The sequence below is a fragment of the Rhizobacter sp. genome (assembly GCF_046595475.1).
Lineage (GTDB): Bacteria > Pseudomonadota > Gammaproteobacteria > Burkholderiales > Burkholderiaceae_C > Rhizobacter.
The window spans coordinates 74,108-89,748 of the sequence record NZ_JBKJOQ010000045.1; the positions used below are offsets into that span (position 1 = coordinate 74,108).

Annotated in this window: 15 protein-coding genes; 6 read left to right on the forward strand and 9 right to left on the reverse strand. The window is 66.3% G+C overall.

The window, feature by feature from the left end; genetic code table 11:
- Positions 1 to 52: 52 nt before the first annotated feature.
- From AC30QB_RS08410 to AC30QB_RS08425, 4 genes are all read left to right on the forward strand, one after another.
- Entirely contained in the window at positions 53 to 1,354 is a 1,302-nt protein-coding gene (locus tag AC30QB_RS08410; RefSeq protein WP_489545752.1) for an ATP-binding protein, read from the forward strand.
- Positions 1,355 to 1,459: 105 nt separating this feature from the next.
- Positions 1,460 to 2,890: an aldehyde dehydrogenase family protein gene (locus AC30QB_RS08415; protein WP_489545753.1), complete on the forward strand. Its 1,431-nt coding sequence runs from the start codon at positions 1,460 to 1,462 to the stop codon at positions 2,888 to 2,890.
- Positions 2,891 to 3,155: 265 nt separating this feature from the next.
- Positions 3,156 to 4,649, forward strand: coding sequence for a M48 family metalloprotease (locus tag AC30QB_RS08420; RefSeq protein WP_489545754.1), 1,494 nt, complete (start codon positions 3,156 to 3,158; stop codon positions 4,647 to 4,649).
- Between the two features lie 7 nt (positions 4,650 to 4,656).
- Positions 4,657 to 5,133 carry a GNAT family N-acetyltransferase gene (locus AC30QB_RS08425; protein ID WP_489545755.1) on the forward strand — a complete coding sequence of 159 codons (477 nt, stop codon included), beginning with the start codon at positions 4,657 to 4,659 and terminating at the stop codon, positions 5,131 to 5,133.
- A gap of 13 nt (positions 5,134 to 5,146) precedes the next feature.
- Here the strand turns inward: AC30QB_RS08425 and AC30QB_RS08430 are convergent, their stop codons facing one another.
- Together AC30QB_RS08430 and AC30QB_RS08435 are read right to left on the reverse strand one after the other, a co-directional pair.
- Positions 5,147 to 6,307: a zinc-binding dehydrogenase gene (locus AC30QB_RS08430; protein WP_489545756.1), complete on the reverse strand. Its 1,161-nt coding sequence runs from the start codon at positions 6,305 to 6,307 to the stop codon at positions 5,147 to 5,149.
- Positions 6,304 to 6,930 carry a hypothetical protein gene (locus AC30QB_RS08435; protein ID WP_489545757.1) on the reverse strand — a complete coding sequence of 209 codons (627 nt, stop codon included), beginning with the start codon at positions 6,928 to 6,930 and terminating at the stop codon, positions 6,304 to 6,306. Before AC30QB_RS08435 ends, AC30QB_RS08430 begins: the two co-directional genes overlap by 4 nt.
- Positions 6,931 to 7,274: 344 nt before the next feature.
- On the opposite strand from AC30QB_RS08435, the gene AC30QB_RS08440 reads away from it, so the two are divergent.
- Both AC30QB_RS08440 and AC30QB_RS08445 read left to right on the forward strand, forming a co-directional pair.
- A complete protein-coding gene (locus AC30QB_RS08440) occupies positions 7,275 to 7,958 on the forward strand; it encodes a type 1 glutamine amidotransferase domain-containing protein (RefSeq protein WP_489545758.1) in 684 nt (227 codons plus the stop codon).
- A gap of 46 nt (positions 7,959 to 8,004) precedes the next feature.
- Positions 8,005 to 9,375: an NAD-dependent succinate-semialdehyde dehydrogenase gene (locus AC30QB_RS08445; protein ID WP_489545759.1), complete on the forward strand. Its 1,371-nt coding sequence runs from the start codon at positions 8,005 to 8,007 to the stop codon at positions 9,373 to 9,375.
- 73 nt (positions 9,376 to 9,448) lie between these two features.
- Here the strand turns inward: AC30QB_RS08445 and AC30QB_RS08450 are convergent, their stop codons facing one another.
- From AC30QB_RS08450 to AC30QB_RS08480, 7 genes are read right to left on the reverse strand one after another with little or no spacing between them, the layout of a single operon-like run.
- Positions 9,449 to 10,105: a class II aldolase/adducin family protein gene (locus tag AC30QB_RS08450; protein ID WP_489545760.1), complete on the reverse strand. Its 657-nt coding sequence runs from the start codon at positions 10,103 to 10,105 to the stop codon at positions 9,449 to 9,451.
- Positions 10,105 to 11,364 (reverse strand): 3-oxo-tetronate kinase, encoded by a 1,260-nt coding sequence (otnK, locus tag AC30QB_RS08455; RefSeq protein WP_489545761.1) that lies wholly within the window; start codon positions 11,362 to 11,364, stop codon positions 10,105 to 10,107. Before otnK ends, AC30QB_RS08450 begins: the two co-directional genes overlap by 1 nt.
- The gene (locus AC30QB_RS08460) at positions 11,361 to 11,651 is read right to left on the reverse strand and encodes a putative quinol monooxygenase (RefSeq protein ID WP_489545762.1); all 291 of its coding nucleotides are present in this window, start codon (positions 11,649 to 11,651) and stop codon (positions 11,361 to 11,363) included. The genes otnK and AC30QB_RS08460 overlap by 4 nt, the downstream gene beginning before the upstream one ends.
- Before the next feature lie 33 nt (positions 11,652 to 11,684).
- Positions 11,685 to 12,968, reverse strand: a complete 1,284-nt coding sequence (locus AC30QB_RS08465) for a TRAP transporter large permease (RefSeq protein ID WP_489545763.1) — start codon at positions 12,966 to 12,968, stop codon at positions 11,685 to 11,687.
- On the reverse strand, positions 12,965 to 13,540 hold the full coding sequence (locus AC30QB_RS08470) for a TRAP transporter small permease (protein WP_489545764.1): 576 nt from the start codon (positions 13,538 to 13,540) through the stop codon (positions 12,965 to 12,967). The genes AC30QB_RS08465 and AC30QB_RS08470 overlap by 4 nt, the downstream gene beginning before the upstream one ends.
- A 6-nt stretch (positions 13,541 to 13,546) precedes the next feature.
- Positions 13,547 to 14,548, reverse strand: a complete 1,002-nt coding sequence (locus AC30QB_RS08475) for a TRAP transporter substrate-binding protein (protein ID WP_489545765.1) — start codon at positions 14,546 to 14,548, stop codon at positions 13,547 to 13,549.
- A gap of 59 nt (positions 14,549 to 14,607) precedes the next feature.
- On the reverse strand, positions 14,608 to 15,630 hold the full coding sequence (locus AC30QB_RS08480) for a Gfo/Idh/MocA family protein (protein ID WP_489545766.1): 1,023 nt from the start codon (positions 15,628 to 15,630) through the stop codon (positions 14,608 to 14,610).
- Positions 15,631 to 15,641 lie beyond the last annotated feature (11 nt).

Below are 15,641 nucleotides of genomic sequence, written 5' to 3' on the forward strand. Positions count from 1 at the left end.
AAGCTCGACAGCACCCCCTCGGGGGGCCGGAGCGTAGCGACGTGGGCTCACCATGAACTCCATACGCGCGCGCCTGCTGTTGGCCCTCTTGGGCATGCTCGCACTCGTGGCAGTGGTGATGGGCACGGTGACTTACCGCAGCGTGCTGGCCGAGACCCAAACGCTGTTTGACTACCAGCTGCGCCAGATGGCGCTCTCACTGCGCGACCAGGGTGAGATTCCATCCGACCAGGTGGGTGCGCTGGCCGATGAGCAGCTCGATTTCGTGGTGCAGATCTGGACCATCGATGGCCGCAGCATCTATGCCACGCGCAACCACAGCGCCTTGCCCAGTCGTGCCCTGCTGGGCTTGGCCGACGTTGGCGTGTACGGCGAAACCTGGCGTACCTTCAGTGTGGCCACGCCCGGGCGTGTGATCCAGGTGGCGCAGCCGCTGCGTATACGCCAGCGGCTGGCCGCCGACGCCGCCCTGCGCAGCGTGATGCCGCTGCTCTTTCTGGCGCCGGTGATGGCCTTGATGGCGTGGTGGCTCTCGGCGCTGACGCTTGCCCCCTTGCGCCGCGTGGTGGCCGAGGTGCGCGCGCGCGATGGCGAGCTGCTGCAGCCGTTGCCCGACGCCGGCCTGCCACATGACGTGGCGCCTCTCGTCAGCGCTTTGAACGGCTTGCTGCAGCGCCTGGGGCAGACGCTGGACACGCAGCGCACCTTTCTCTCAGACGCAGCACACGAGCTGCGCTCGCCGCTCACGGCGCTGAAGCTGCAGATCGAGTCGCTCAAGCGAGCGCCCGACGAGGCCGCGCGTGGCGATGCGGTGGCCATGTTGTCCGATGGCATCGACCGCGCCGCCCGCATCGTCGAGCAGTTGCTTACGCTGGCGCGCAGCGAGCCCGGCGCGCCACCGCCGCCCATGCTGCCACTGGACCTGAGCGAGGTGGTGCGCCAGGCTGTGGCCGACACCGTGCCGTATGCCCTGTCGCGGGGCAGCGAGTTCGCCCTCTTCGCCGACGAGCCCGTGCCGGTGCGAGGCGACAAGGCAAGTCTGAGCCTCTTGGTGCGCAACCTGGCCGACAACGCTTTGCGCTATTCGCCGAAGGGCTCGCGCACAGAGCTGCGTGTGCTGTCTCAATCTGGAGCAGCGGTGCTCCAGATTGATGACGCCGGGCCGGGCATCCCGCCGGCAGAGCGAGAGCGGGTGTTCGACCGCTTTTATCGCCGCGCCGCCGGGGGCGAAGAGGGCACAGGCCTGGGCCTTGCCATCGTTCGCAGCGTGGCTATGGCCCACGGTGCGACCATCGCGCTCGCAGAGTCGCCGCTTGGTGGTCTGCGGGTGACGGTGCAATTTGCCCGCGCGTGAATCTTCTCCCAGGGTTTGCGCGCAGTAGGCCTTCGAGAGCTTGTCTCGAATACTCCGCACTGCACCTCGTTTTCGAATCAAGCCTCTTTACTGGAGCAAAACACCATGCGCAACTACCTCAAGTTTTATGTGAACGGCCAATGGGTCGACCCGGCCGTTGCAAAAAGCATCGACGTGATCAACCCTGCCACCGAGGCCTCGGCCGGCCGCATCTCCATGGGCTCGGCGGCTGATGTGGACAAGGCGGTGATGGCCGCACGCGCTGCGTTTGCGAGCTACTCCCAGACCTCGGTCGATGAGCGTGCCGCGCTGCTCGAACGCATCATTGCCGAGTACCAGAAGCGCTACACCGACATGGCCGCGGCCATCACTGAAGAGATGGGCGCGCCGGTGTTGCTGGCAACCCAGGCGCAGGCCGCGATGGGCCTTGCTCACCTGCAAACTGCGCTGGGCGTGCTCAAGGGCTACGCCTTTCAGGAAGACCGCGGCAGCACGCGCGTCGTGCACGAGCCGATCGGCGTGTGCGCCTTCATCACCCCCTGGAACTGGCCGATGAACCAGATTGCCTGCAAGGTCGCGCCGGCACTCGCGGTGGGCTGCACCATGGTGCTCAAGCCTTCAGAGATCGCGCCGTTCTCGGCGCAGGTGTGGACCGAGATTCTTCACGCGGCAGGTGTGCCCGCGGGTGTGTTCAACCTGGTGAACGGCGACGGCCCGACCGTTGGCGCCGCGCTGTCCAGCCACCCCGAGGTCGACATGGTGTCGTTCACCGGCTCCACACGTGCCGGCATTGAAGTGGCGCGCAATGCGGCGCCCACCGTGAAGCGCGTGCACCAAGAGCTGGGCGGCAAGTCGCCCAACATCATCTTGGAAGACGCTGACTTCCAGACCGCCGTGACCGCCGGTGTGCGCGGCGTGATGGGCAACTCGGGCCAGTCATGCAACGCCCCCACGCGCATGCTGGTGCCCAAGTCGCGCATGGCCGAAGCCATCGCCATCGCCAAGGCCGCGGCCGAGGCCACCACCGTGGGCGCACCCGACAGCGGCGCAGCGCTGGGCCCGGTGATCTCGGCCACGCAATGGGACAAGATCCAGACGCTCATCCACAAGGGCATAGAAGAAGGCGCCACCGTCGTGGCCGGTGGTCCAGGCAAGCCTGCTGGCCTGGAGAAGGGCTACTACGTGAAACCCACCGTGCTGGCCAACGTGAACAACCAGATGACGGTTGCACGCGAAGAAATTTTCGGCCCGGTGCTCACCATCCTCGGCTACGACACGGTCGACGAGGCTGTGGCCATAGGCAACGACACGCCTTACGGCTTGGCGGCCTATGTGTCGGGCACCAACCCGGAGGCCACGCGCAAGGTGGCATCGCGCCTGCGTGCCGGCCAGGTGAACATCAACAGCGCGGCCATCGATTTGATGGCGCCTTTTGGCGGCTTCAAGCAGTCGGGCAACGGGCGCGAGTGGGGCGACCACGCGTTCAGCGAGTTCCTGGAAACCAAGGCCATGCTGGGGTTCACGCCCAAGGCTTGAGCCAACACCAAGGCGGTTGGCCGCCGTGCGCAAGCGCGGCTGCCGCGGTTTGATGTCGATGCCTGCGGGTCTTTGTGGGGCATGGAGCGCGATGGTGGGGTGAGCGAGCAGTGAATGGGGGCAGTTGCGTGTACAGCAGTTGCTTGTAGAGCAGTTGCCTGTAGGACAGCGCCGCGACCGGCAGCAGCCGGTGGGCGCTGCGTGCGGCTCTGATTTACGCTCGCACACCAGGGCGGCACACACGCCCTCCCCCAGGAGACATCGAATGAAGCTGCACCGCCTGTTGCCCCTCGTGCTGACCACCTCTCTGCTGGCCTCTTGCGGCTCGCAGGTCGTCAACCCCGTCACCGGCCAGGCCGAGCGCTCGGTGATGAGCGAAGAGGCCGAGATCGCCGAAGGCGCCAAGGCACACAAGCAGGTGCTGCAAGAGTACGGTGCCTATGCCGACCCGCGCCTACAGGCCTATGTGAACGACTTGGGCCAAAGGCTTGCCAAGCAGTCGCACCGAGCCAACCTGAAATGGACCTTCACCGTACTCGACAGCCCCGAGATCAACGCCTTTGCCTTGCCCGGCGGCTACGTGTACGTGACCCGCGGCATCATGGCCTACCTCGACAGCGAAGCCGAGCTGGCTGGCGTGATGGGCCACGAGATCGGCCACGTCACCGCACGTCACGGCGCGCAGCGTGCCACGCGCCAGCAGAGCGCCGGCCTCGGCGTGCTGGCCGCCACCGTGCTTGGCGCGGTGCTTGAAGCAGGCGGCGTGGGCGGTGCCACCGACGTCGCGAGCCAGGTGTCGCAAACGGCCGCCGCGGGGTATGTGGCCTCTTACAGCCGCGAGCAAGAGTCGCAGGCCGACCAGCTCGGCGCCGAATACCTGGCGCGCAACAAGTACAACCCGCAGAACATGGTCGACGTGATCAACGTGCTCAAGAACCAGGAGCGTTTTGCCGCTGACGTGGCCAAGGCTGAGGGCAAGCCGGTGCCCACGGGCGCCAGCTGGCTGGCCTCGCACCCGAGCAACGACAAGCGGCTGGCCGACATCACACAGATCGCCACCCAGTACAAAGGCCAGTACGGCGACGATGGGCGTACGCGCTACCTGCAGGCGGTCGACGGCATGACCTTCGGTGAGGGCCGTGAGCAGGGTGTGACCCGCGGGCGCAACTTCTATCACGAGGGCTTGGGCATTGCGCTCACGGCGCCGGCCGGCTGGCAGGTGAAAAACTCGGCCGAGGCCATAGCCCTTGTCAACGGCGCCGGCGATGCCGGGCTGATCGTGCGGCTGGTGCCTGCGAAGGCCGGCAACACGCATGAAGAGATCATCCGCAGCACCGTGAAGCCGGTTGACGGCCGCACCGAGCGGCGCAGCCTGAACGGCCTTTCGGCCACGCATTTCACCGGTACCGTGCGCAACGAGCAGGGGCAAAGCCAAGCCGTGAACCTCACGCTGGTCAGCGGCCCCGGTGGGCGCAACTACCTGCTGCAGTACGCCTCCAAAGACGCTGCAGCGCTGCAGCGGGCCAGCGCCCAAATGGCAGAAGCCGAATCGTCTTTCCGTGCGCTCTCTGCGGCCGACCGCACGGCCGCGCGGCCTTGGGCAGTGAAGACCGTGCCTTTCCCGCGCGGCGGCTTTGCCGAGCTGGCGCGGTCATCACCCTTGCCCACGCAGGCCGAGGGCCAGCTCCGGCTGATGAACAGCGCTTACGGCGGCAGCGCCGAGCCCAAGCCTGGGCAGGCAGTGAAGGTCGTGAACTGACACCGCGATGGTCCGCATCGCCCTGCTCGATCAGCGGGACTTTGCCGTTGCGAGCCAGATTCATGCGGTGATGCTGCTGGCACATGCACAAGAGGCGGTGCTGCTGCAGCGGATTGGCTCGGCCCCTATGGCAGGCACGGCCCTTGAGGTTCAAGCCGGCCAAGAGTTTCACCTGGGGGCTTTCTGCGACGAGAAGTTGGTCGGCTCGGTGAGCTTGGGGCCTGATGACGAGGCGGGCCAGATCAGCGTGGCCAACCTGGTTGTGCACCCACAGCATCAGCGCCAGGGCATTGCCCGCGCGCTGATGCTGGAAGCGTTGCGGCGAGGCGAGGGCGCGGTGTTTTCGGTGTCGGCCGTTGCTGCCAACGGGCCGGCGCTGGCCTTGTACCGCGGGCTCGGCTTTGTGGTGTACCGCGAGGGCGTGATGGGGGCCGATGAGCAACCCGTCGTGAAGCTGCGCCGGCCGCGCGCTGGCTGCGACTAGCCTGGCACCGCACCTACAAGAGCTTGGCCGAGCTGCGGGGATCGATGATCACCTTGGCGTGCTTCTCGGGCACGGCGAGCGCCTCGAATGCGGCCGCAACCCCTTCGAGGCCGACAGTGCCGGTGACGAGTGGGGATGCATCTATCTTGCCCTCGGCCAGCATGTGCAGCGTGTTGCGAAACTCCAGCGGGTCATAGCCGAGCACGAAGCGCAGATCGATTTCCTTGTTGATGGCCATGACCGGACGGAACTGGTCGGGTTGCATGCACACGCCGGCGACGACCACTCGGGTTTTGAGTGGGACGTCCGTGATGATGCGGTCGATGATGCCCGGCACGCCGACGCACTCGAACACGATGGGCCGTTTCGGCGCCGTGACGCCCACCTTGTCCAGCACCCGGAACACCATGTGCCATGGCACGGGCAGCTTGTGCAGAGTCTTCATCGCCTGCAGGCCTTCGGCGGCGGACTGGGCGATGGAAGTGCTGTAGCCGCGGTCGCCCAGTGGGGCGTACGGCGATGCCACGGCGGGGTCTACGACGATGGTGGCGCCGCAGGCCGTGGCCAGTGCACGCCGGCCGGGAGAGTAGTCGCTGGCGACGATGGTCTCGATGCCTTTGGTCTTGAGCAGACAGATGATCGCCAGGCCGACTGGGCCGCAGCCGATGACGACAGCAGCATCTTTGCGGGTGATCTGCGAACGATTGACGGCGTGGTGCCCTATCGCCATCGGTTCGGTCAACACCGCCACCTCGGGCGAGAGGCCGTTGGGCACGGGGATCATCAGCGATTCTTCAACCAGCACGCGCTCGGCGTAAGCGCCGGGCGCTGACGCCGACAAGCCGATGGCGTGCATGCCATTGGGCATTTGCACCAGCGGCAACGCCACCACCGGCGTGCCCGTGCGGTACCTCTTCGAGGTGCCCGGCCCGTGCTCGGCGATGGTGCCGCAAAACTCATGGCCAAACACCACCTTCTCGTGTGACCGAGCGAAGCCCTTGTAGCCGGCCTCTGCCAGCACGTCGGCCTGGATGTTGGCGTGGTGGCGAGCGTGCAGATCCGAGCCGCAGATGCCGCAACGAGTGACGTCGAGCACGAGCTGGCCTTCGCCCGGTTTGGGCTCGGGAATATCAATGACGTCGAGTTTCGCGTCCTGGCATACGACGGCCTTCATTTCGGCAGCAGGCTGTCGTCGAAGGGAGGCAAGGGCTTGATGTAGGGGTCGAGCAGCTTGCGGCTTTGCTCGGCGGTCAAAACGTCGGCGGGGTCGAGCTTGAACAGCCCGGCCTCGGCGGTGTCGAATTCCCAGACATCCTCGCCCAGCAGTCGGCATTGGTCGTCGTAGGGCCAGAGCATCATGATCTGGGATTTCTTGAGGTACATGGCCGTGGGATCGACGTCCAGGCCTGCGGCGACGAGCTCGGAGCCCAGCGTCTGCTGATAGCCGATGCCCCGGCCTATCACCATGTGGTCACCGACGGCGACGTCTTCGTTCTCGACATAGAAGATGCACTGGTTGGTGGCTGTCCAGTGCCCATAGAGCATGCCGACCTGTTCCTTGCCGTCGAGCGTGAACGGCTCGCGCCCGACAAGGTTGAACCGATAGTGCGGTTTGTCCACGGTCAAGGCCGGGTCGAGGATCTCCTGCCACCGCCCTGCCGATTCAAGGTACCGGTGCCGCAGGTAAGACTGCAGCAGGTAGCGGTGGCGGGGATTGGTGGTGTTGGCGAGCACCTTCTCCACGGCAACGTTCTGCCGGGTGATGTCGAGGCGGCTCATGTCGATTTCGGAGCTCATGTCGGTGGTTTCCTTGGTCTCGGATCGGTGTAGGGGTGTTCGGTCGGCTGGCGCGTCTGGGCAATCGCACGCTCAGATGGTCACCGAGTCGGGCTTGTTTTGGTTTGACGCGGCACGACGAAAATTTGACATGTCGTGACACAGACGGAACGCTGTCCACTTCGCTGGCAGGGCTCTACCGTCGTCTTGTCCTACAGCCGTTTGGGCCGCACTCGGACGGCGTGATGCCGGCTCGCCCGCTAAGGTTCTTGTTTCGGCGTGCTCAAGCCGTTGCGCTGGGCTGCGCTCGCCATGAGGCTGGTCAGCACCGCAACAGCCACCCACCGCAATCACAAGGATCCCCCATGAACATTCTGATGGTGTTGACCTCACATGACCAACTCGGCGCTACCGGCAAAAAAACCGGTTTCTGGTTGGAAGAATTTGCTGCGCCGTACTACGTTTTCAAAGACGCAGGCGCCAAGGTGACGCTGGTGTCGCCCAAGGGTGGCCAGCCGCCGCTGGACCCGAAGAGCGATGAGCCAGACGCCCAAACCGAGGCCACCCGGCGCTTCAAGGCAGATGCCGATTCGCAGCGCGCGCTGGCGCACACAGGCAAGCTGGCCGATGTGAAGGCAGCCGACTACGACGCTGTGTTTTACCCAGGTGGCCACGGCCCGCTGTGGGATCTGGCGCAAGACACGCACTCGCTGCAGCTGATCCAGCAAATGCTTCAAGCCGACAAGACCGTGGCTGCCGTGTGCCACGCACCCGGTGTGCTGTGGCGTGCCAAAGCTGCAGACGGCGCCTCGGTGGTCAAGGGCAAGCGCGTCACCGGCTTCACCAACTCTGAAGAAGAGGCCGCTGGGCTGACCCAGGTGGTGCCGTTTCTGGTGCAAGACCTGCTGGTGGAAAACGGTGGCGTGTACAGCAAGGGTGCCGACTGGCAGCCCCATGTCGTGACCGACGGTGCACTCATCACCGGCCAGAACCCCGCCTCGTCGGAGCCGGCCGCGCGTGCGTTGCTGGCCCGCCAAGCCAAGCGCTGAGCCACCCGCACCTGCCCCTTAAGCCCGCCGAACAAAGGAGTGCCCGATGGCCTACCAAAGTACCAACCCCTACACCAACACGGTGGAGAAGTCTTTCGATGAACTAAGCGACTCGCAGTTGCAAGCCAAGCTGCAGGCCGCCCAGGACTGCTTTGACAACACGTGGCGTGACGAGAGCTTCGCGCAGCGAAAGGCCGTGCTCAAACGCGCGGCGGCCTTGATGCGCGAGCGGCAGCAAGCGCTGGCCAAGCTGGCCACGATGGAGATGGGCAAGCTCCTCGCCCAGAGCGCAGGCGAGGTGGCTCTGAGCGCCGCCATCATTGACTACTACGCCGATCATGCCGAGGCGTTTCTCGCACCCGAGCCGCTGAAAACCGACAAGGGCCAGGCGGTGGTGGAGAGCAGCCCTTTGGGCGTGCTGTTTGGTGTAGAGCCCTGGAACTATCCGTACTACCAGGTCGCCCGCTTTGCTGCGCCCAACCTGATGGCGGGCAATGTGGTGATGGTCAAGCACGCGTCTAACGTGCCGCAGTGCGCGCTGGCCTTCGAGCAGCTGATGCTCGACGCTGGCCTGCCCGCCGGCGGCTACACCAACTTGTTCGTCTCTAAAGCCCAGGTGGCCGCGCTGATCGACGATGAGCGTGTGCGTGGCGTGGCGCTGACCGGAAGCGAAGCGGCCGGTGCGGTGGTGGCCGCACGGGCCGGGCAGAACCTGAAGAAGTCGACCATGGAGCTGGGCGGCAGCGACGCCTTCATCGTGCTGGAAGATGCCGACATGGCGAGCGCTGTGAAACACGCCGTCAGCGGCCGCATGGGCAACGCCGGTCAGGCCTGCACCGCGTCCAAGCGATTCATCGTGCTGGACGCCGTGGCCGACGCCTTTCTGGATCAGTTCAAGGCGGCCATGGCCCAGTTCAAGCCAGGTGACCCGATGGACGAGCGCAGCACGCTCGCGCCGCTCAGTTCGGCGGATGCGCTGGACAAGCTGGAGCGACAGGTACAGACCGCCGTGCAGCACGGTGCCAAGCTGGCGTTGGGGGGTCAACGGGTGGCCGACACGCGCGGCAACTTCATGCAGCCCACGATCCTGACCGATGTCGCCGAAGACAACCCGATGTTCAGCGAAGAATTCTTCGGCCCGGTGGCGCTTTTCTTCCGCGTGCCCAATGAAGCCACCGCCGTGGCGCTGGCCAACAACTCGCCCTTCGGCCTGGGCGGCTCGGTGTTCACCCAAGACGCCGAGCGCGGACGCCGGGTCGCGCGCCGCATCGACACCGGCATGGTGTTCGTCAACTCGGCCGCTGTGTCGCTGCCCGACCTCCCGTTTGGCGGCACCAAGAATTCGGGCTATGGCCGTGAACTCTCGGCCGCGGGCATACACGAGTTCGTCAACAAGAAGCTGATCCGCGTGGCTTGATGTAGAGCTTGTGCCGCGCGCTGGGTCGTGCGCGCGCACGGGTGGCGATCGCCTGCATGCCTTCGTCCCCCCTCTACCAGCGGGCGCCGAATGCTTCGCGCAGGGCCTGCAGGTGTTGTTCGCTCAGCGGCACTGGCTTGGGATCGCACAGCAGCCACAGGCGTGCCGTCTCTTCCAGTTCTTCCAGCACGGCGCTGGCTTCGGCGGGCGAGCCGTGCCACACGTTCGGCCCAAGCCGATCGAGCATGACGGCGCGGATCGGCGTGCCGCGTTCGGCCATGGCGCTGATGCGCTGTGCCACGAGTTCGCCCACCGCTTCGTCACCGGGCCGGTGGTAGGCGATGAGTGGCACATGGCCGACCTTCATCACGAAGTAGGGCGTGATCGGCGGCAAGATGTCATCGCAATGGAACACGCCTTGCAGTGTCAATGCCACCAAGTGCCTGCTGTGGGTGTGGATCACGCAGCGCGCCGTGGCATCGGCTGCGTAGATGCGCCTGTGCAAGGCCAGCGCCTTGCTGGCACGCTCGCCGCTCGTTTGCCGGCCGTCTGCGTTGATGCGCGCCAGCTGTTCGGGTTGCAGCAGGCCCAGACAGGCATCGGTCGGCGTGATGAGGTAGCCATTTTCGAGCCGCACGCTGATGTTGCCGGCGGTGGCATGCACGTAGCCGCGCTCGTACAGCGAGCGGCCGACCCGGCAGATCTCTTCGCGCAGTGACGACTCGTCCATCAGAGCACCGAGAACGCACGGTCGAAGAAGTCGACACCGCCGAAGTTGCCCGACTTCAGCGCCAGATGCAGCCCGCGCTCTGCGGCGTGGCACCAGGGCACGCCGGGATCGATCTGCGGACCGATGCGCAGCTGCCGGATGCCGAGTGCCTGCACGCAAGCACCGGAGGTTTCGCCGCCCGCCACCACCAGCCGCCCGACACCGCGCTTCACCAGCCCCAGCGCGACGCGCCCGAGCAGCTCCTCGACCAGCGCGGCAGCATGCTGTGGCCCCAGCTGCAATTGAACCGCCCGCACCGCCTCGGCCCCAGCCGTCGCATGGACGAGGACTGGTCGCTGCCCCAGCCGGGGTGCGGCCCAGGCCAAGGCTTCGCCCGCCGGGTCGTGCGCACCGAGTGCGCGCAGCGGGTCGATCGCGAAGGCCGCGCCACCGGCGTGAATGAAGTGCGCCACCTGGGCTTGCGTGGCGGCCGAGCAGCTGCCCGACACCACGGCGGCCGCGCCTTGCGCAGGAGGCAGGCGCTCGGCGCGTGCGTTGGGCTGGGCGCGGTGCCAGCGCGGCAGGCCGATCGCCAGCCCTGACCCGGCCACCACCAGAGGCAGTGCGTGCGTCGCTTCGGCCAGAACCAGAAGATCACCGTCGTCGACCGCGTCGATGATGGCCAGCGTCACGCCCTCGGCTTGCAGTGACTGCAGGCGTGTGGCCACGGCCATCGCGCCCTGCGCCACGACGCGATGCGTCACGAGGCCTGCACGCCCCCCGCGCAACTGGGCCTGCAGCACGCGCACGAGGTTGGCATCGGTCATCGGCGTCAGGGGGTGCTGACGCATGGCGCTGTCCGACAGCAGTTGCTCGCCCACGAACAGGTGGCCCATGAAGACCGTACGCCCTGCGCCGGGGAAGGCCGGTATCACCGGCACGATGGGTGCGCCGGTCTGCGCGGCCAGCGCCTCGGCCACCGGGCCGATGTTGCCCTGCGGCGTGGAATCGAATGTCGAACAGACCTTGAAATACAGCTGGCGTGCGCCGCACCCGCGCAGCCAGCGTGCGGCCGCCAGCGATGCGGCCACCGCCTCGCCCACCGGGGCGGTGCGCGACTTCAGCGCCACCACCACGGCATCAGCGTCGTCGGGCGCCGGTGCGTCGGCGTCGGGCACACCGATGACTTGCACCGCGCGCATGCCCGCGCGAACCAGGTTGTTCGCGAGGTCGGTGGCGCCGGTGAAATCGTCGGCAATGCAGCCCAAGGCGAAGGTCATGGTTCGACCCGGACGTAGCGACTGACCTTTTTGCTCTCCACCCATGACGCGGTGGCCGCATTCATCTGCAAAAAATGCGCTGCGACGAGATGCGCCTGGATGGCGGCTTCATCCCGGTAGAGCTCGTACAGGAAGAACAGGCCGGGGTCGGCCGGATCACGACACACATCGAACTGCAGACAGCCAGGCTCGCGCTCGCGCGACGCGATGGCGTTGGCCTGGATGGCGTCGGCGAAGGCCTCGCGGTGCGCCGGCAGAATGCGGAATTCGACGACCAGCACTTGCATGTGAGCCCTTGTGTTGGAGAGATAGCGGCTTGCTCAGCGCAGCGCGTGCACGAGCGCCATGCTGATGGAGGGCACGTAGGTGATGACCATCAAGATGGTCACGCTGATCATCATCTGCGGGATCAGCGGGCGCATCACCGCGGCCATGCCGACGCCCGCGAGCCGCGCGCCGACCATCAGCGTGCCGCCCACGGGCGGGGTGTACAGGCCGATGGCGAGGTTGCAGGTCATGATCAGGCCGAGGTGCACAGGGTCGATCTTGAACGCCGCCGACAGCGGCACCAGCAGCGGCGCGGCCAGGATCAATGCCGGCACCGGCTCGATGAAGCAGCCGAGCAACAGCATCGCCACGTTGACCAGCAGCAGGAACATCCAGGGCGATGTGGCGTAGTGGGTCACCAGGCCCGCGATCTGCGCTGGCACCTGCTCGATGGTGATCAGCCACGCCAGGCACGACGTTGCGCCGATCACGACCATCACGACAGCACTGGTCGTGAACGACTTGAGAAACAGCGCGGGCAGCTCGCGTGGCTTCAGGTCGCGGTAGATCACCATCGACACGAACAGCCCGTACGCCGCCGCCACGGCCGCCGCTTCGGTCGGCGTGAAATAACCCGACCAGATGCCCCCGAGGATGATGACGGGCATCAGCAGCGCCGGGAACGCCGCCATGAACGCCACCCAAATCTCGCGCCCTGAAGCGCGCATCTCGCCGTTGTCGCAACCGGTCTTCTTGCCGACGCGCACGCAATCGAGCGACAAGCCGATCGCGAACAGGACCGCAGGCACGACGCCCGCGATGAACAGGTCACGCACCGAGGCGCCCGAGACGAAGGCGTAGACCAGCATCGGTATCGACGGCGGCATGATGATGGCGAGCGTGCCGGCGGTGGACATCAGCGCACCGGCAAACGCCGGGCTGTAGCCCTTGCGGATCATCGCCGGCGTCATCACCGAGCCGATGGCCGCGGTGTCGGCTATCGCGGAGCCGGAGACACCGCCGAAGATCAGGCTCGATGTGACGGTGGAGATGCCCAGCCCGCCCGGCAGGAAGCCCAGCAGCTTGGTCGCGAATGTGACGATGCGCAGGCCCACGCCGCCGCGCGAGAGGATCTCGCCCGCCAGCATGAACAAGGGCACCGCGATCAGCACGAACGACTCGACGCCGCCGATGTAGCTCAGGAAGACCGATGTCAGCGGATGGCCGAGGTTGTTCCACCAGATCACACCGGCGGTGGACAAGAGGAGCCCGTAGACCAGCGGCACACCGAACAGGGTGGCGGCAATGAAAAGGCCGAAGACCTCGAACAGGATCATGGCGATGCGGTGCCGTAGCGTTGTTCGGGTGTCATGCCGCGCAGGATCTGCACGAGGTCCCAGCCGGCGAAGACCATCGTGATCGCCGAGGCCACCGGCAGCGCGATGTACTGCGAGGTCATCGGCCAGCCGAGCACGGTGAGCGTGCTCAGGCGCCCTGCGTCGGCAATGCCCAGGCCGTACCAGAACAACAGCGCGAGCGACGCCAGCACCACGAGCTGGATCAACGCGTCGGCGAAGCGGCGCGCCGTGCCCGTGAAGCGGCCCACGACTTCGCCGACGACCATGTGCGCCCCGCGCCGCGTGGCGGCCGCGCCCCCGAGAAAGGTCACCCAGACCATCAGCAGTTCGCAGAACTCCGTGGTCCAGGCGATATCGCCGTTGAAGATGTTGTGGACGATGACATTGGAGAAGATCAGCAGGGCCATGACGGCGCCGATCACCAGTACGGCCCAGTCGACCACGCGCCCGAGCCAGCGGATCGGCGCCGGCGCGGGCGGGTCCGCCGGCAGGATGCTTTCCGCGCGCGCCGGGTCGGCGCCCGGGCGGTCATGGATGCTGATGTCGTCCATGCCGGGTTACTTGGCCGGCACGGCCTGACGCACTGCCTCGGCCTCTGCGATGAACTGATCGACGTCGGCGCCATACTTTTCGCGCGCCTTGACGTAGGCGGCTTTGGTCGCCTCCCGGAACGGGGCGAGGTTGGGCCGCGCCACCTTGGCGCCCTTGGCCTGCATCTCGGACAGCTGCCTGTCGTCGTTGGACTTGATCTCGTTGCGGCTCCACGCCGCGGCCTCTGCAGCGGCCTTGGTCACGGCGGCCTGGTCGGCAGGGCTGAGCTTCTGCCACGTCTTCTCGCTCACCGTGAGCGGGATCGGGCTGTACACATGGTGGGTCAGCGTGATGTTCGGCGCGACCTCGTAGAACTTGTTCGCGTAGACCGTGTCGATCGGGTTCTCTTGGCCCGACACCGCCCCCTGCTGGATCGCCAGATAGACCTCGGGCAAGGGCAAGATCACGACGTTGAAGCCGATCGCCTCCAGCGTCCAGCGCATCATCTCGTTCGGGTAGCTGCGCAGCTTGCGGCCCTTCGCGTCGGCCGGGCTGGCGAGCGGCTCCTTGGTCGTCATGTCGCGAAAGCCCGCTTCCCAGGTGGCCAGAAATCTGAAGCCTTTCGCCGGCGCTTTGTCGAACTGCGACTTCAACCACTTCGATTCGTCGTAAAGCTTCCAGCCCTGCTCATAGCTCTCGACCAGGTAAGGCAGCACCGTGAGATTCAAGGTCGGCACGTGCGTGGCATAAGTTCCGGTGCCCGAGACGGTGAAGTCGACACCGCCGAGCTGCAATTGCTCGACGGCCTTGGGGTCGTTGGCCAGCTGACCCGCCGGGTACACCTGAACCTTGTAGCGACCTTGCGTGTACTGCTCGAGCTTCTGCCCGAACAGTTCGGCCGCCCTGTGGCGGGCGCCACCGGGCTGATCGGTGTGGCTGAAGCGCAGCACGGTTTGCGCGGTCGCGCTCGCCGACAGCATGCTGCCGAGCGCCAGCGCGAGAGAAGCGAGCAGGGTGCGTTTGTTCATGTCTTGTCTCCTTCTTGGGCTGATGCCCCGGTGTTGAAAGGCTTGTGGGCAGTGGCCCGTCACACGGTCACGGTGGCCCGAGTTCGGTCGGATTCGTACACGGCTTCCTGTACGACGAGATTGCGCAGGTAGTCGGCCGCAGCGTTCTCCACAGGCGAGCCCGTTTGCAGGTGGGCCACCATATGTGCCTGCAGGGCGCCGCAGGCCCCGCCGAATGCGCGTTGCGGCGGGCATCGGTAGCGGTGCTGCGCTTCGGGCCCGTGGTGCGGCTTCCACCACAGGCGGGCGTCGCCATCCAGGCGCAACACGCCGCGCGAGCCTTCGAGCCACATCTCGCCCATGGTGCGGCGCGGGTCGTCGGCCACGTGATCGCTGAGGCGGTTGCCGTCGAACAGCCCGGTGCGTTGCGCATCAAATTCGAAGACGATCAGGCCCGAGTCTTCGCCGCGTATTACCGGGTTGAGGCGGCGCAGCCGGGCCGTCACCGCGTGCACCTCGCCCATCAGGTAGCGGAAGGTGTCGATGAAGTGGACGCCGGTTTCGCGCACCAGCAACTGGGGCATGGTCTGAAAGTAGGGTTGACGGTCCAGGTAGGCGCGCTCGCCTTGGCCGTCGCCCGGGCGCAACCTGAAGCTCACGCCGTACACCTGGCCGAGGTGCCCCTGGTCGATGAGCTGGCGCGCTTCGCGAAACCACGGCGTGAAGCGGAAGTTTTCGTGGACGATCAGCGGTGTCGCGCACGCACGGGCGAGCTCGGTCAGGGCCTGCGCTTCAGCGATGTCGACGCCGAACGGTTTCTGGCAGATCACCGGAATGCGCCGCTCGAGTGCTGCGCGCACCACGCCCGCCTGAGCCGCCGGCGGCAGCACGACGTCGAGCAAGTCGGGCTTCACGTCATCGAGCATCGCGGCAACATCGACGAAGCGATCGCGAACCGAGAAGCGATCGGCCAGCGCGGCCACTCGGGATGGGTCGAGATCGCACAAGGCGACGCACGGGGAGCCGGCGTCTTGCCACCCCTCAAGCTGGAACTGCGCGAAGTAGCCGGCGCCGACCATGGCAACTCGAATGGGGTGGCTCATCGTGCGCCCGA

Excerpts from the sequence above, each read along its gene's own strand:
- AC30QB_RS08450 (WP_489545760.1), bottom strand. The coding sequence starts at position 10,105 with ATGGACGAGTCGTCACTGCGCGAAGAGATCTGCCGGGTCGGCCGCTCG.
- AC30QB_RS08475 (WP_489545765.1), bottom strand. The coding sequence starts at position 14,548 with ATGAACAAACGCACCCTGCTCGCTTCTCTCGCGCTGGCGCTCGGCAGC.
- AC30QB_RS08425 (WP_489545755.1), top strand. The coding sequence starts at position 4,657 with ATGGTCCGCATCGCCCTGCTCGATCAGCGGGACTTTGCCGTTGCGAGC.
- AC30QB_RS08410 (WP_489545752.1), top strand. The coding sequence starts at position 53 with ATGAACTCCATACGCGCGCGCCTGCTGTTGGCCCTCTTGGGCATGCTC.
- AC30QB_RS08470 (WP_489545764.1), bottom strand. The coding sequence starts at position 13,540 with ATGGACGACATCAGCATCCATGACCGCCCGGGCGCCGACCCGGCGCGC.
- AC30QB_RS08440 (WP_489545758.1), top strand. The coding sequence starts at position 7,275 with ATGAACATTCTGATGGTGTTGACCTCACATGACCAACTCGGCGCTACC.
- AC30QB_RS08420 (WP_489545754.1), top strand. The coding sequence starts at position 3,156 with ATGAAGCTGCACCGCCTGTTGCCCCTCGTGCTGACCACCTCTCTGCTG.
- AC30QB_RS08460 (WP_489545762.1), bottom strand. The coding sequence starts at position 11,651 with ATGCAAGTGCTGGTCGTCGAATTCCGCATTCTGCCGGCGCACCGCGAG.
- AC30QB_RS08480 (WP_489545766.1), bottom strand. The coding sequence starts at position 15,630 with ATGAGCCACCCCATTCGAGTTGCCATGGTCGGCGCCGGCTACTTCGCG.
- AC30QB_RS08415 (WP_489545753.1), top strand. The coding sequence starts at position 1,460 with ATGCGCAACTACCTCAAGTTTTATGTGAACGGCCAATGGGTCGACCCG.
- otnK (WP_489545761.1), bottom strand. The coding sequence starts at position 11,364 with ATGACCTTCGCCTTGGGCTGCATTGCCGACGATTTCACCGGCGCCACC.
- AC30QB_RS08435 (WP_489545757.1), bottom strand. The coding sequence starts at position 6,930 with ATGAGCTCCGAAATCGACATGAGCCGCCTCGACATCACCCGGCAGAAC.
- AC30QB_RS08445 (WP_489545759.1), top strand. The coding sequence starts at position 8,005 with ATGGCCTACCAAAGTACCAACCCCTACACCAACACGGTGGAGAAGTCT.
- AC30QB_RS08465 (WP_489545763.1), bottom strand. The coding sequence starts at position 12,968 with ATGATCCTGTTCGAGGTCTTCGGCCTTTTCATTGCCGCCACCCTGTTC.
- AC30QB_RS08430 (WP_489545756.1), bottom strand. The coding sequence starts at position 6,307 with ATGAAGGCCGTCGTATGCCAGGACGCGAAACTCGACGTCATTGATATT.